The sequence below is a fragment of the Ruegeria sp. YTSA226 genome (assembly GCF_059609905.1).
The window spans coordinates 14,588-29,650 of the sequence record NZ_JBXWMQ010000021.1 but is presented as its reverse complement, the minus strand read 5'-3'; the positions used below and the strand labels follow the sequence as shown (position 1 = coordinate 29,650).

15 protein-coding genes are annotated in these 15,063 nt (G+C 58.0%); 3 read left to right on the top strand and 12 right to left on the bottom strand.

The window, feature by feature from the left end; genetic code table 11:
- Positions 1-41 precede the first annotated feature (41 nt).
- Both AC2FFF_RS18410 and AC2FFF_RS18405 read right to left on the bottom strand, forming a co-directional pair.
- Positions 42-578: an SRPBCC family protein gene (locus AC2FFF_RS18410; RefSeq protein ID WP_281973868.1), complete on the bottom strand. Its 537-nt coding sequence runs from the start codon at positions 576-578 to the stop codon at positions 42-44.
- A 104-nt stretch (positions 579-682) separates the two neighbouring features.
- Positions 683-1,333 (bottom strand): carbonic anhydrase, encoded by a 651-nt coding sequence (locus tag AC2FFF_RS18405; protein ID WP_142637545.1) that lies wholly within the window; start codon positions 1,331-1,333, stop codon positions 683-685.
- A 144-nt stretch (positions 1,334-1,477) separates the two neighbouring features.
- Here AC2FFF_RS18405 and AC2FFF_RS18400 point away from each other — a divergent pair, with 144 nt between their 5' ends.
- From AC2FFF_RS18400 to AC2FFF_RS18390, 3 genes are all read left to right on the top strand, one after another.
- Complete coding sequence (locus AC2FFF_RS18400; protein WP_281973882.1) at positions 1,478-1,867, top strand: hypothetical protein; 390 nt, start codon at positions 1,478-1,480, stop codon at positions 1,865-1,867.
- 63 nt (positions 1,868-1,930) lie between these two features.
- Positions 1,931-3,313, top strand: coding sequence for a leucyl aminopeptidase family protein (locus AC2FFF_RS18395; protein ID WP_281973869.1), 1,383 nt, complete (start codon positions 1,931-1,933; stop codon positions 3,311-3,313).
- The gene (locus tag AC2FFF_RS18390) at positions 3,310-4,047 is read left to right on the top strand and encodes a C40 family peptidase (protein WP_281973870.1); all 738 of its coding nucleotides are present in this window, start codon (positions 3,310-3,312) and stop codon (positions 4,045-4,047) included. The genes AC2FFF_RS18395 and AC2FFF_RS18390 overlap by 4 nt, the downstream gene beginning before the upstream one ends.
- On the opposite strand, the gene AC2FFF_RS18385 is transcribed toward AC2FFF_RS18390, so the two are convergent.
- The 10 genes from AC2FFF_RS18385 to AC2FFF_RS18340 form a co-directional block, all read right to left on the bottom strand.
- The gene (locus AC2FFF_RS18385; protein WP_271950694.1) at positions 4,044-4,394 is read right to left on the bottom strand and encodes a DUF2794 domain-containing protein; all 351 of its coding nucleotides are present in this window, start codon (positions 4,392-4,394) and stop codon (positions 4,044-4,046) included. The two genes, AC2FFF_RS18390 and AC2FFF_RS18385, sit on opposite strands and share 4 nt — an antisense overlap.
- Before the next feature lie 71 nt (positions 4,395-4,465).
- A complete protein-coding gene (locus AC2FFF_RS18380; RefSeq protein ID WP_281973871.1) occupies positions 4,466-6,133 on the bottom strand; it encodes an ABC transporter permease in 1,668 nt (555 codons plus the stop codon).
- A gap of 119 nt (positions 6,134-6,252) precedes the next feature.
- Positions 6,253-7,473 (bottom strand): phenylacetate--CoA ligase family protein, encoded by a 1,221-nt coding sequence (locus tag AC2FFF_RS18375; protein ID WP_281973872.1) that lies wholly within the window; start codon positions 7,471-7,473, stop codon positions 6,253-6,255.
- Between the two features lie 19 nt (positions 7,474-7,492).
- Positions 7,493-8,326: an ABC transporter ATP-binding protein gene (locus AC2FFF_RS18370; protein WP_271950688.1), complete on the bottom strand. Its 834-nt coding sequence runs from the start codon at positions 8,324-8,326 to the stop codon at positions 7,493-7,495.
- A 107-nt stretch (positions 8,327-8,433) separates the two neighbouring features.
- Entirely contained in the window at positions 8,434-9,717 is a 1,284-nt protein-coding gene (locus AC2FFF_RS18365) for an ABC transporter substrate-binding protein (RefSeq protein WP_271950686.1), read from the bottom strand.
- Positions 9,718-9,790: 73 nt separating this feature from the next.
- Complete coding sequence (locus AC2FFF_RS18360; RefSeq protein WP_142637529.1) at positions 9,791-10,867, bottom strand: branched-chain amino acid ABC transporter permease; 1,077 nt, start codon at positions 10,865-10,867, stop codon at positions 9,791-9,793.
- 3 nt (positions 10,868-10,870) lie between these two features.
- Complete coding sequence (locus AC2FFF_RS18355) at positions 10,871-11,128, bottom strand: hypothetical protein (protein WP_271950685.1); 258 nt, start codon at positions 11,126-11,128, stop codon at positions 10,871-10,873.
- Positions 11,129-11,130: 2 nt separating this feature from the next.
- A complete protein-coding gene (locus AC2FFF_RS18350; RefSeq protein ID WP_142637525.1) occupies positions 11,131-12,117 on the bottom strand; it encodes a branched-chain amino acid ABC transporter permease in 987 nt (328 codons plus the stop codon).
- Positions 12,118-12,194: 77 nt separating this feature from the next.
- Positions 12,195-13,013: an ABC transporter ATP-binding protein gene (locus tag AC2FFF_RS18345; RefSeq protein WP_142637523.1), complete on the bottom strand. Its 819-nt coding sequence runs from the start codon at positions 13,011-13,013 to the stop codon at positions 12,195-12,197.
- Between the two features lie 78 nt (positions 13,014-13,091).
- Complete coding sequence (locus AC2FFF_RS18340) at positions 13,092-15,035, bottom strand: AMP-binding protein (protein ID WP_271950721.1); 1,944 nt, start codon at positions 15,033-15,035, stop codon at positions 13,092-13,094.
- Positions 15,036-15,063: the final 28 nt, after the last annotated feature.

Genomic DNA, 15,063 nt, shown 5'->3' with positions numbered 1-15,063 from the left:
GCTCAAAGCCGCCATCCGAATACACCTCGGGGTCCTCTAAATCACCCCTGCCCCTCGACCAGCGTTTTCAGATTATCCAACCCGCGCTGGTAATCTCCGCCAACCCATTTATCCATCATCAGCCCCATCCAGCGGGACATGGGATTCATACCCAATTCGGATTCAAACCCCCAGGTCACTTTGGTGCCGCTGCCCTCCGGCTGCAGTTCAAACATGGCAATGGCAGTGCCCATTGGACCAAAATCCAAGGCGGTTCTGACCATCTGGTTTTCAACGCTTTCGGTGATCTCTTGCGAACCGGTGCCGACCTGCGGGTGATCCGACGACCAGTTCAGCACATTCCCGACCCCGGAATCAGGCCCGCCATAGGTCAGCTTCGTCTCGGGATCACGAGATAACCATGGCGACCATTTCTCGGTCTCCTGCATGGAGTTGACATAAGGAAAGATGACCTCGGGCGAGGCATCAATCGTGATGCTACGCGAAACATCTGCTTTGCCTGGCAATATAAAGGACACCCCTACCAGAACCAGAATCAAGACTAGCAAGGTGACAAGAACACGTTTGATCAATCGCATGGAATGCTCCGAATCCCTAAAATGACATCCCAAACTTATCAAAAAAACAGCGCGGAATCAGTAGTCTGATCCGCGCTGCCTGAAATTGTCGAAAATCCGCCGGGTCAGACGACCACGAATTTCTTTTCGCCGGGATCATAACACTGAAGGCCACCTTCACCGATATCTGTCCACAAACCGTGCAGGCTGAGCGAGCCGCTCTCTACCGCCGCGGAGATGAAGGGGAAGGTCATCAGGTTTTCGAGCGAAGCAACAACCGCCTGCCGTTCGAACTGGCGCGCTTGGTCGGTGCTGTCTTCGATATCGGCAACCAGATCATATTTTGGTTTGAGGATATCCATCCAGCGACCAACAAAGCTTTCTTTGGCTTCCAGCAGTGGTGCCTGGCCCTTGCACATGTCGATACAGCCCTGCACACCACCGCATTGGGAATGGCCCAGCACGATCAGATGCGCCACTTTCAGCGCGGTCACCGCGTATTCGATGGCAGCACTGGTGCCGTGATGATCACCGTCGGGCGCATAAGGCGGCACCAGATTGGCAATGTTGCGGTGAATAAAGAACTCACCCTGATCCGCCCCAAAAATCGAGGTGACATGAACCCGGCTGTCGCAACAGGAAATCACCATGGCCCGCGGACGCTGCCCTTCGGTGGCCAGACGGCGATACCAGACCTGGTTTTCCGAATATGTGGTGGCTTTCCAGCCATGATACCGATTGACCAGATAGTTTGGCAAAGGTTTGGCGAATTCCATTCTTGTGTCCCTGTTCGTGTCTCGGTGGACTGCTGTAACCTGAATTCGAAGAAAATTCGAGCCATTATCCTGCCCCATGGCAAGGTTTTGCAAAGGAATTGCGCACCACATTCGGGCTATGCCGTGGGGGCGTATGGAATTGGGGTGAATGTGGTGGATAAGATCGTCACGCTTGAACACAAAGAAACAGTGCGGCTGGATTCGGATCGTCTGAATGGGCTGTATCGACAACTGGGTGAGAAAAACGCGTTGGACGTGCTGTGTCGCACGGTCGAGGAATTGGCGGTGCGCCTGTCGAATTGCGAGCGGTTTTGGCGACAGCGTGACTGGGCCGGGCTGCGCAAATGTGCGCGATCCCTTGTGGCGATTGCCGAACAGATCGGAATGACTGCGTTAGCCGGTGTGGCCAATGATGTGGCACAAAATGTGGATGCGGGCGACTCGGTCGCCGCCGGGGCCACCCTGTCGCGGCTGATCAGGGTGGGTGAGAAATCGCTGACTGTGATCTGGGATCAGCAAGATCTTTCGGTCTGACAGGGCTTGCGGACGGTCCATGGACGGCTAGGTTGGGCATAAGCCACAACAGTCGAGATTTCCATGACCCTATCTTTCGCTCCATCGTCGGACGCATCTGTCTCCCTTCACGTCATTGCCCAGCCGGATCTGGACGATTGGCTGGCGGGCCAGCCCGAAGCCGTGACGACCTGGGCCAAGATCAGTGGATTTACCGGTGCACTGGGTCAGGTCTTACTGATTCCCGGCGCTGACGGTGCGGTACAGTCTGCTTTGGCGGGGTATGGCACAACCACAGGCCGGGCCCGCAAGCGGTTTCCGCTGGCCGCCGCCGCCGAAGCCCTGCCCGAAGGCACATATCACATCGCATCGGGCATAGACCAAGCGGATCTCGAAATCGAATGCCTGGGGTGGTTGCTGACCGGTTATGCCTTTGACCGCTATGCCAGCCAATCCCCGGCCAAGGCTCGTTTGGTTGCCCCCGACGGCATCGACACCGCCCGGCTTGAAATTCTGGCCGGGGCCGAGGCCTTGACCCGCGATCTGGTCAATACACCGGCCTCTGATATGGGGCCGGAACAGCTTCATAGCGCAGCCGAAGCCCTGGCACAGGAATTCGGCGCCTCTTTCGAGGTTGTTCTGGGCGACGCCCTGCTAGAGCAGAACTTCCCCATGATCCACACGGTTGGCCGCGCCGCCGCACAAGCGCCCCGTCTGATTGAGATGAACTGGGGCGTGACAGGCCCAAAGCTGACCCTTGTCGGCAAGGGCGTCTGCTTTGACACTGGCGGGCTAAACCTGAAACCCGGCGCCTCGATGGGGCTGATGAAGAAAGATATGGGCGGGGCCGCAAATGTATTGGGGCTGGCCCGGATGATCATGGCCCTAGAGCTGCCCGTGCAGCTGCGCGTGCTGATCCCGGCAGTAGAGAATTCCGTTGCGGGCAACGCCTTCCGGCCCGGCGACATCCTGACCTCGCGCAAGGGGCTGACCGTTGAGATCAACAATACCGATGCCGAAGGGCGCTTGGTTCTGGCCGATGCATTGGCGCTGGCGGATGAGGGCGAACCGGATCTGGTGATCTCGATGGCGACGCTGACCGGGGCGGCACGTGTGGCAGTGGGCGCCGATCTGGCGCCGTTCTATACCGACAACGATGCCGCGGCTGATGCCTTGACCCACGCTGCAGGCAGAGCAGCCGATCCTGTCTGGCGCATGCCTTTCCATGACCCCTATGAGGGCCTGATCGAACCCGGCATTGCCGATCTGGATAACGCTCCGGCAGGTGGTTTTGCCGGTTCGATCACCGCCGCGCTGTTCCTGCGCAGGTTTGTCGGTGACAGCCCCTATATGCATTTCGACATCTTCTCGTGGCAGCGCAGCAAGGAACCCGGACGCAGCAAGGGCGGGTTCGGTCAGGGGCCCCGCGCCCTTCTGACGGCCCTGCCTGAGATTTTGGACATATGACCCGGCACCGCATCATACAACCGGTCATCGACCTGTTGCGCGCCCCGGACGGGCCGCGAGATCGCCAGCTTTTGTATGGGGATGGTGTTTGCACGCATGAAGAGAACAAGGGCTGGAGCCGGATCACCTCGGACAAGGACGGCTATGCGGGCTGGGTCCGGTCAGACTGTCTGGCTCCCGAATTGCCTGCCACCCATTGGATCACCGCGCCCTCAACCCATGCTTATGAGCAGCCCGCGATGAAATCCCGGGACCGAACCTCGTTAAGCTTTGGCAGCAAGGTTCAGGCCCTGTCCGAACAGAATGGATTTCTTGAGACGGAACTAGGCTTTATCCCGGCCATACACGCCAAACAGATCAACGTAACCCTGACCGATCCGGTCGCCGTGGCCGAGCTGTTTCTGGGAACGCCCTATCTTTGGGGCGGCAACAGCCGGTTCGGACTTGATTGTTCAGGTCTGGTTCAGGCCGGAATGCTGGCTTGTGGGCTGCCCTGCCCCGGTGATAGTGGCTACCAGGAGCGTGATCTGGGTCAGGCGCTGACCCCTGGCACACCCGCTCAGCGCGGTGATCTGTTGTTCTGGAAAGGGCATGTGGCCTGGGTCTACGGCGACAATATGCTGCTGCACGCAAATGCGTTCCACATGGACGTGACCTTTGAGCCGATGGATGTTGCAATCACGCGCATTCTGGAACAGGGCGATGGGCCCGTGACCGCCCATAAAAGGCTCTAATCCAAGTCGACCGACCGTATCAGCTTGCGTTCCAATACCCGCAGAACCGTGCGCAGATCATGACCGCGTTTCAGGATGCGACCATCCATACCGACCACCGAATACATCCCTTGTCGTGCCCGCAGACGCGGGTCCTTTTCAACCCGATAGATCGGATGTTCTGCTGTGCGCCTGAAAATGGAAAACACCGCCATATCACACAGGTTCGAAATCCCGTAGTCGCGCCATTCTCCGGCGGCGACCATCCGGCCATAGACAGAAAGGATTTGGGACATCTCGTGCCGATCGAACGCGACGGGCATCTGGGTCGAGTTTGCAGAATACCGGCTGGGAGGCTGCATGTTCATGGTTCAAGCCTTGCCGGAAAACGCGTTCGAATCAAGCCCATCCGCAAATAGGTGTGGTTTTTTGGTCAAGTCTAACGCTGTCGCCCGACTTGCCGACAGATCAGGATCACCGGCAGCAACCCCACTGCCAATATGACCAGCGAGGGCACAGCAGCGCCCTCTAACCGCTCGTCTGATGCCAGCCTATAGGCCTGCACCGCCAGCGTATCGAAATTGAAAGGCCGCATGATCAGGGTCGCGGGAAGCTCTTTCATCACGTCCACAAAGACGATCAACAAAGCTGTCAGCAAGGAGGGTGTCAGAATCGGCAAATGCACCCGGCGCAACGTCCCTAGCGGCGTCTGCCCCAAAGACCGCGAGGCCGCATCCATATTGGCATGCACCGTGCTCTGCCCTCCCTCATATGCGCTGAGCGCGGCGGCCAGAAACCGCACCATATAAGCGGCTACCAACAGCCAGATCGAACCGGTAACAAGCAACCCGGTCGACAGGTCGAAATTCTGCCGCATCCATGCATCCAGTGCGTTATCGAAACTGGCAAAAGGCACCATCAGCCCGACGGCAATCACACCGCCTGGAACCGCATAGCCCAGCCGCGCCATGTACCCGGCACCAGAGGACACCCTCCCCGGCCGCAATCGCTGGAAGAACCCAACGCTGATGGCCGCAAAGACCGTAACAAACGCCGCCACACCGGCCAGCGTCAGCGAATTCTGAATGAACCCGAGATAGCGCCGTGACAGAAGGTTCTGTTCGGACTCCATCCCCATCTGAACCAGAATGAACACCGGCAACAGAAATCCGAACAGCACCGGTATGGCACACAGGGCAAAAGCCGCGCCCGCTTGCCAGCCCTTCAGCCGGGCGGATGGCAGCGAGGCGTGGCTTTTGCCTGCCTGATAGTATTTGGCCTTCCCGCGCTGCATCCGTTCTGCCACGGCCATGACCAGCGCAAAGCCCAGAAGGCAGAGCGCCAGCTGCGCCGCACCCACCCGATCACCGATCGAAAACCAACTGGTATAGATGCCCGTGGCAAATGTCTGCACCCCGAAATAGGCCACGGTGCCGAAATCGGCGATGGTTTCCATGATGGCAAGCAGCACGCCACCCGCAATCGCCGGGCGCGCCATTGGCAGCGAAACGTGCCAAAAGGCCAGCCACGGACTTTTGCCCAACGCGCGCGCTGCCAGAAAGGCCGTTGCACTCTGCTGCAGAAAAGCGGCCCGGGCCAACAGGTAGACGTAAGGATACAAGACCAAGATCAACATCACCGCCGCACCCTCGGTCGACCGAATCTCGGGGAACCAATAGTCGCGCGGGCCCCAGCCCGTTACCTGACGCAGGGTGGTCTGGACAATGCCCGGGTGATCAAGAATGAATGTATAGGCATAGGCCAGCACATAGGCCGGAAAGGCCAGCGGCAGCACCAACGCAATTTCCAGAATGCGCACGCCAGGGAACCGCGTCATCGTCACGAGCCAAGCTGCGCCCACGCCGATGGAAAGCGTGCCCGTGGCCACCAGCACGACCAGTATCAGCGTCGTCATAGCATAGCCGGGCAGAACAGTTTCCAGGAGATGCGAAACCGTATCCGTGCCGCCCGTCGTAGCGGCCAGAACAACCGCAAGCATCGGCAACAGACAGGCTGCCGCCACAAGGCAGGCCACTACGCCGACGAGGCGTGTACCTACAGCGCCGCGGTTGCGCCGTCCGTGCTCAGAGATTTCGATATCGGCCATGATCCCGGCTTTAACTGGCTAAGGCGCAGAGTCCGTCTTTAATCGACCAAAACGCTCGGAAACACCAGTGGGCAGCGAAACAAATCTGCGACACATACTGCCGCAGAGTTGCACAGCCTTCATTCGTAGACGCGCTGATCCTCGATCACCAAACCATCTTTCGGCAGCGATCCCGGCGCCACGACTTCGATCGCGCCTTTCAGCTTCAGCACCTCGACGACGGATTTCGCATAAACCAAGTCATTTCCGCCGGCGCTTTCGATCTGAACCGTCATCGTGTCCATCTCACCCTGGCGGGCGGCAATGACGCGCGCCTTGACGATTTCATCATGCTTGTCGACCAGCGCCGCGACCTGTTCAGGGCGCACGAACATACCCTTGATCTTGGTTGTCTGATCCGCGCGTCCCATCCAGCCCTTGATGCGCATGTTGGTACGACCGCAAGGTGACTGACCAGGTTGAACCGCCGACAGATCACCGGTGGCAAACCGGATCAGCGGATAATCGGGGTTCAGTGAGGTCACGACAACCTCACCCACTTCACCCGGCGCGACCGGGTTTCCGGTTCCGGGGGTGACGATCTCGACGATGACATGCTCATCAATGATCATCCCGTCCATCGCCGGGCTTTCATAAGCGATGCTGCCCAGATCGGCGGTGGCATAGCATTGCAGACAGGCGATACCGCGATTGGCGTACTCCTGACGCAAAGACGGGAACAAAGCACCGCCGCCAACAACGGCAGTCACGAAATCCAGTGCCACGCCCATCTCATCGGCCTTGTCCAAAATGACCTTGAGGTAATCCGGTGTGCCCGCATAAGCGGTGCAGCCGACATCGCGCGCGGCGGTTACCTGCAGTTCGGTTTGGCCTGTGCCGGCAGGCAGCACCGCAGCCCCCACCGCCCGCGCGCCACTTTCAAAGATCATGCCCGCCGGGGTCAGGTGATAGCCAAAGCAATTCTGAACGATGTCTCCGGGCCCGACACCTGCTGCGTGCAGGAACCGCCCCATCCGCCACCAGTCGTGATCGGTGCTGCCGGGCTCATAGATCGGGCCGGGCGACTGGAAAACATGATGGAAATGCCGGGCCGGTTTGACGGTAAACCCGCCAAAGGGCGGGCGCGACGCCTGCGCCTTAGCCATATCGGACTTGCGCAGAACTGGCAGCTTCACAAGGTCGTCCAGCGACTTTACAGCTGCCGTATCAACATCCGCCATATGCGCCGCAAACCCCGGAGCCGAGTTCGCGCGCGTGATCTGTACCTGCAACGCCTCAGCCTGTTCAGAGGCGCGCTGGTCGGCCGAGCGGGTTTCTAGCGCATCGTAGAATTTCGTCATCGCCAAATCCTCCATCCGCCTACAGCCACCTCTTGCGGCGGCGGTATGAGCGCACATCGCGGAAGCTTTTGCGGCCGTCATCCGACATGCCCAGATAGAATTCCTTAACATCGGGGTTTTCGCGCAGCTCGGCAGCTGGGCCATCCATCACAACGCGGCCGGATTCAAGAATATAGCCATAATGTGCGAACCTGAGCGCCACATTGGTGTTCTGCTCGGCCAGCAGAAACGAGACGCCCTCTTTTTCGTTCAGATCTTGGACGATGCCGAAAATCTCTTCGACAAGCTGCGGGGCCAGTCCCATGGACGGCTCATCCAGCAGGATCGTCTCGGGCCGCGACATCAGCGCCCGACCCATCGCAACCATCTGTTGCTCTCCGCCCGACGTGTAACCCGCCTGACTGCGGCGGCGTTCCTTCAGACGTGGGAAATAGGTGTAAACAAGGTCCAGATCCTGTTGGATCGCGGCCTTACCATCTTTGCGGGTATAGGCGCCGGTCAGCAGGTTTTCCTCGACCGTCAAATGTTCGAAACAATGGCGGCCCTCCATCACCTGGATGACGCCTTTTTCCACCAGATCTGCAGGATCGCTTTCATGCACGCTGGTCCCGCGATACTTGATTGATCCCTTGGTGACTTCGCCCCGTTCCGAATGCAGCAGGTTCGACACAGCCTTGAGTGTGGTGGTCTTGCCTGCCCCATTGCCGCCCAGCAGGGCCGTAATGCCCCCTTTGGGCACCGTTAGGCTGACGCCTTTCAGCACAAGGATCACATGATTGTAGATCACCTCGATATTGTTGACCTCAAGCAGGGTTTCCGCCTGCACGTCAGTGGTTTGTGCCGCATCCAGCATCAGCGCGTGTCCTCATGACTGTCCCGCGAGGGACCGTTGGGATAGAGCGGCGGCTGCCCGCCGCTCTGGTCAGTTTCGCGGCCCCGGATCAAGACCGGGGCCAGCCATTATTCACACCCGGGTGTGATGTTGTTTTCCGCTGCATAGGCTGCGGAATCTTCTTCGATCAACGTGTTGATCACATCTGCATCGGTCGGCTGGAAGTCCTGAACCGGGTTCCAGGTTCCGGCCGCAGCATCCCACTGCACAACGCCGACAAGGCCGGGTCCGCCGTGATTTTCGCACGAGACCGAGAATTCAGGCCCGAAACCGGTCATGCCCAGCGCTTCCATCTTGGCGTTGGTCATTTCCAGCGCCTCCATACCATCGCGCATCATGGATGCGTCGATATCAGCGGTATTGTGGATTCCCTGCGCAGTCTTCACAGCTTCAGCGGCCAGCATGGCGGCATAGAGACCGCGGTTATACTGAACCGAGCCAAGCTGATCGCCCGCACCCGCCGCTTTGCCTGCATCCACCACGTATTTTTGCAGATCGTCATAGACCGGATAGTCCATGCCCAGCCCGGTAAAGGTCAGTGCCTTATAGCCGTTTGCCTTGTCGCCCGCGGGCTGCACGTCAAATTCAGCGCCAGACCACCAGACACCGATGAAGTTTTCCATCGGGAAGCGGATGTTCGCAGCTTCCTGCACCGCGACCTGGTTCATCACGCCCCAGCCCCACATGATTACATAATCAGGCTTTTCGCGGCGAATTTGCAGCCACTGCGATTTCTGTTCCTGACCGGGGTGGTCAACAGGCAGCAGCGTCAGGTCGTACCCGTGCTTTTCAGCCAGGGTTTCCAGCGTGCGGATCGGTTCCTTGCCATAGGCCGAGTTGTGATAGACCAGTGCGATTTTCTTACCGTTCAGGTCACCATCGTTTTCGCTCAGCAGATAGTTGATCGCGCCCGAAGCTCCGTTCCAGTAGTTGGCCGGATAGTTGAACACGTGGCTGAATACCTTGCCGTTCGCAGCAGAGGTCCGGCCATAGCCCATCGTGTGCAGCGGAATGCCATCTGCAGTCACTTTTGGGATCAGCTGGTATGTAATGCCGGTCGACAATGGCTGATATACCAAGGCGCCTTCGCCCTTTGTGGATTCATAGCATTCCACGCCTTTTTCGGTGTTATAGCCGGTTTCGCATTCAATCACATTGGCCGAAACACCTCCGATGCCGCCGTCACGCTCGTTGAGCAGTGTGAAATAATCGGCATAGCCGTCAGCAAACGGGATACCGCCTGCCGCATATGGTCCCGTCCGATAGCTGAGCGACGGGAACACAAGGTCGGCCATGGCCGGACCTGCGGCCATCATGGCGCCCAGCGCCAGGGTTGCCAGTTTCGTCTTCATCGGGTGTCTCCTCCCTTGATTGGTCCGATGTTGAATTCGGGCTTTGCACCCGTCTTGTCTTTGGGCCTGCCCGTCAGTGCGGAAACGGCCAGAGTCTGAGTTTCTCTTTCGCCACACGCCAAAGCTGCGCCAGTCCATGCGGTTCCAGAATCAAGAACATGATGATGAGTGCGCCGACGATCACCAAATTGAGATGCGCAACGATATCAGTGGGCCAGCCCAGTAGATCGACACCGACCACCTTCAAAACAACCGGCAGCAATACCAAGAAAGCTGCCCCGGCGAAGGAGCCGAAGATAGACCCTAATCCGCCGATAATGACCATGAATAGGACCAGGAACGATTTCTGGATGCCAAAGACTTCGCCAACCTCAACTGCGCCCAGATAGACCGCAAAGAATAGCGCCCCCGCGATACCCACAAAAAATGAGCTGACAGCAAAGGCGGTCAGTTTTGCCTTAAGCGGGTTTACCCCGATGATCTCGGCCGCGATATCCATGTCGCGGATCGCCATCCATGTCCTGCCGGTCGTTCCCCGAGTCAGGTTCCGTGCAATGATGGCGCAGAAGGTCAGGAAGATCAGGCAGAACAGATAAGTTGCCCAGGCCGGAGCATTCGGCCCTGTGATGATGATGCCGAACACATCCCGCTCGGGCGCGTTGATCTGCCCAGATGCCGAGTAGTTGTAGAACCACGGCACACGGTTGAACAGCCACACCAGAAAGAACTGCGCCGCAAGCGTGGCCACGGCCAAATAGAACCCTTTGATCCGAAGCGAAGGCAATCCGAACAGAACACCGACAATGGCGGTGATCCCGCCCGCAAGGATGACATGGATGAACATGCTGACTTCGGGAAAGGCCGTCATCAGCTTGTAGCAGGCATAGGCCCCCACAGCCATGAACCCACCGGTACCCAGCGACACCTGCCCGCAATAGCCAACCAATACATTCAAACCGATGGCGGCGATCGCATAGATCAGAAACGGAAGCAGCAGCGCGTTCGCCCAGTAGTCATTGATGATGAATGGAATGATCCCAAATGCCACTGCCAGCACCACATAGTACCGATACCGGTCAAATTTGATCGGAAAGGTCTGGCTGTCTTCCACGTAAGAGGTTTTGAAATCTCCGGCCTCGCGATAAAACATGTCTTACTTTCCCCATTCTTCCTGCGCCCGGTCGCGTGCAGCAGTGTTCAGTTGGCTGGAGCCTTTGGCATATCCGCTCGCCTCTGAGGCGCGCACAAGTTTCATGTAGGCCATGACACCCGTGACCAACCCGGCAAAAGCCAGGATCGCGGCGATCGTCAGTTGGCTGTCGGTCAGATCGTCCGAGGTCAGGGCGATATACCCAAACGCCCAGAACCCGGCCCATGCGATCACGTTGAGAATGGCGATGAGCTTGGTCATGACTACACCCTTTCGATGATCTTCTCGCCGAACAGGCCCTGCGGCCGGAACACAAGGAAGATCAGCGCAAGCACGTAGGCAAACCAGTTCTCGGTCGCACCGCCAACCATCGGGCCAATGGCGAACTCGAACAGTTTCTCACCCACACCGATGATCAACCCTCCGACGATGGCTCCGGGGATCGAGGTAAACCCGCCCAGCATCAGCACCGGCAACGCTTTGAGCGCGATCAGCGACAGTGAGAACTGCACGCCAGACTTGGTGCCCCACATGATGCCCGCGACCAGAGCCACGAACCCGGCCACAGACCAGACCATGATCCAGATGAAATTCAGCGAAATCCCCACCGACAGCGCCGCCTGATGGTCATCCGCCACAGCGCGCATCGCCCGGCCCTGCTTGGTATATTGGCTGAACACAACCAGCGCTGCCACCAGCAGCGCCGCAATTACCGTTGCCACAATGTCCAGATTGTCGATGAAGAACCCATAGCCGAAGACGTTAAAGGTCGCCTCATCGAGCCAGAGGTTGATGCCCTGCGGCAGGCCTACATCCAGCGTCTTGATCTCGGACCCCCACATCAGGTCGGCCACGCCCTCAAGGAAATAGGCCAGCCCGATGGTGGCCATGAACAGGATGATCGGCTCTTGGCCAACCAGATGGCGCATCACGAACCGCTGCACCGCCCAAGCCAGCAGAACCATCACCGCCATAGTCAGAATAATCGCCAGCAGCGCAGGGACACTCCAGCCAAAGTAATGGATATGCGTCCCGAAAGTCGCATTGATCAGATGTGCAAACGGCACCTGCCCGTTCATGATTCCGACAAGAGTCATCGCGGCAAACAGGGCCATAACCCCTTGCGCATAATTGAAAATCCCTGACGCCTTGTAGATCAGCACAAAGCCCAGCGCGACCAGCGCATAGAGCACCCCGGCCATAAGACCGTTGAGGATGACTTCCATCGCAAATACGAGTTGTTCAGGCATCCTATGTCCTCCGAACAGATTTCATCTGGCGCGTCATCCCGGAAAATTCGTCGAATTTTCTCAGCCCGTTCCGTAGATCAGTCATGGCTCACCCCCAGATAGGCATCGATGACTTCCTGATTGTTGCGCACCTCATCAGGCGTTCCGTCGCCGATCTTCTTGCCGTAATCCATCACGACCACCCGATCGCTCAGATCCATCACCACGCCCATGTCATGTTCGATCAGGGCGATGGTGGTGCCGAATTCATCATTCACGTCGAGGATAAAGCGGCTCATGTCTTCTTTCTCTTCAACATTCATCCCGGCCATCGGCTCATCCAGCAGCAACAGCTTGGGTTCAGCGGCCAGCGCCCGGGCCAGTTCGACCCGCTTTTTCAAGCCGTAGGGCAGGCGTGAAACGGGCGTCTTGCGGATATGCTGGATTTCGAGAAAGTCGATGATCCGTTCGACTGCCTCTCGGTTTTCGGTCTCTTCGGCCTCGGCCTTACCCTTCCACCAAGCCTGCTGCAGGATATTGGTCTTCATATAGTTCAGGCGCCCGGTCATGACGTTGTCCAAAACGCTCATGCCTTCGAACAGGGCGATGTTCTGGAATGTTCGCGCAATCCCCTGCCGCGCGACCTCATAGGGCCGCATTGGAGGGCGCTTGGCCCCGTGAAACCAGACCTCGCCCTCTTGTGGGACATAGAACCCCGAGATTACGTTCAACATCGAGGACTTACCCGCCCCGTTCGGACCGATAATGGCGCGGATCTCACCCTCACGGATGTCGAACGAGATATCCTTGATCGCCACCACACCGCCAAAGCGCAGAGTGATGTTCTTCATCTCCATCACGACGCCGCCGATCTTGCGGCCGTCTTCGGTGACATATCCTTCGGAACTATCCAACATCAGCCCCTCCTTGACTTACGCAATACACGGAATGGCGGGCGGGCGATGACCATAGGTCGAGCGGCGCAGGACCGGACTTCATTCCGCCGCTACCTTGTGTTGCGTGACCGTTACAACCGGCGCATCCACGATCTCAAGTGTGGCACTGATCGAGCCCTTGCGGCCGTCCTCATAGGTCACCTCGGTAGTGGTCGAAACGCTTGAAGACCCGTCGTAAAGGGCGGTGATGATGTCGTGGAATTTCTCTTCGACAAAGCCCCGGCGCACTTTGCGGGTTCGGGTCATCTCACCGTCATCCGCATCCAGTTCCTTGTGCAGCACCACAAAGCGATGCACCTGACAGCCCGACAGCATTTCATCGGCGGCGACCGATTTGTTGACCGCTTCCACATGGGACTTGATTGTCTCTAACACTTGCGGATGTGCCGTCAGTTCCTGATAGGACCCATAGGCAACGTTGTTGCGCTCGGCCCAGTTCCCCACGGCTGTAAGGTCGATATTGATGAACGCCACGCAGCGATCCTTGCCATTGCCGAACAGCACGACCTCAAGAATATCGGGATAGAACTTCAGCTTGTTCTCAACATATTTCGGCGCAAACATCGAGCCATCGACCATTTTTCCGACGTCCTTGGCGCGGTCGATGATCCGCAGATGACCGCTGCTTTCCTCAATGAACCCGGCATCACCCGTGGCCACCCAACCCTCGGCATCCTTGGTCGAGGCGGTCGAGTCCGGGTTGTTGTAATATTCGACAAACACACCTGGCGAGCGATAGTAGATCTCGCCCGTTTCGGCGATCTTCAGCTCGACATCTGGCGCGGGCACACCAACCGTATCGGCGCGCACCTCGCCATCGGGCTGCACGGTGATGAAGACCGTCGCCTCGGTCTGCCCATAAAGCTGCTTCAGGTTAATCCCCAGCGAGCGGTAGAAATCGAAAATCTCAGGCCCGATCGCCTCGCCTGCCGTATAACCGACCCGGAACCGGCCATACCCCAGCGTATCCTTCAGCGGCCCATAGACCAGCAGATTGCCCAGCGCGTATTTGATCCGATCACCAAACCCGACCGCTTTGCCATCCAGCAGTAACCCACCCACCTTTTTGGCATGGGCCATAAAATGGTGGAACATACGCTGCTTCAGCTTGCCCGCATCTTCCATCCGGATCATGACGTTGGTCAGCTGCGTTTCAAATACTCGCGGCGGGGCAAAGAAATAGGTCGGACCGATCTCGCGCAGGTCGGTTATCATCGTGTCAGCGCTTTCGGGGCAGTTTACACAGAACCCGCACCAATAGGCCTGACCGATGGAAAAGATGAAATCACCTACCCAAGCCATCGGCAGATAGGACAGGATGTCCTCATTCCGGGTCAGGTGGTCAAACTCTGCAGAATTCTTGGCGCTTTCGATCACATTGCGGTTCGATAGCACCACGCCTTTCGGCTTGCCTGTGGTGCCCGAAGTATACAGCATCACACAAGTGTCGTCATAGGTGATCGCAGCGATACGCGCGTCCAGCTCGGCATCAAAGCGAGCATGACCTGCGCTGCCTTCGGCCTTGATGTCGTCCAGCGCGTTCATCTGGGAATGATCATATTTCCGCATCCCACGCTTGTCAGTGTAGAGGATGTGTTTGATCTGGTGAACTTTTTCCTGAATCTCGATGACTTTATCGACCTGTTCCTGGTCACCGCAGACGACATATTTCGCACCGCAATGTTCCATCACATATGTCATCTCTTCGGCGACCGCGTCCTGATAGAGCGGCACCGGAATCGCACCCACCATTTGGGCCGCAACCATCGACCAGTAATGCGCCGGGCGGTTCCGGCCTATGACGGCGATATGGTCGCCCTTTTCAACGCCAATCTCAAGAAACCCCAGCGCAATGGCGCGGATTTCCTTGGCCGCCTCGGCCCAGGTCCAGCATTGCCAGATCCCGAATTCCTTTTCGCGATAGGCCGGGGCATCCCCGAACTGAACCACATTGCGGTGTAGCAGCGCCGGAAGAGACTGCATCCCTTCAGCGCCTGACTGCGTCTGAGTC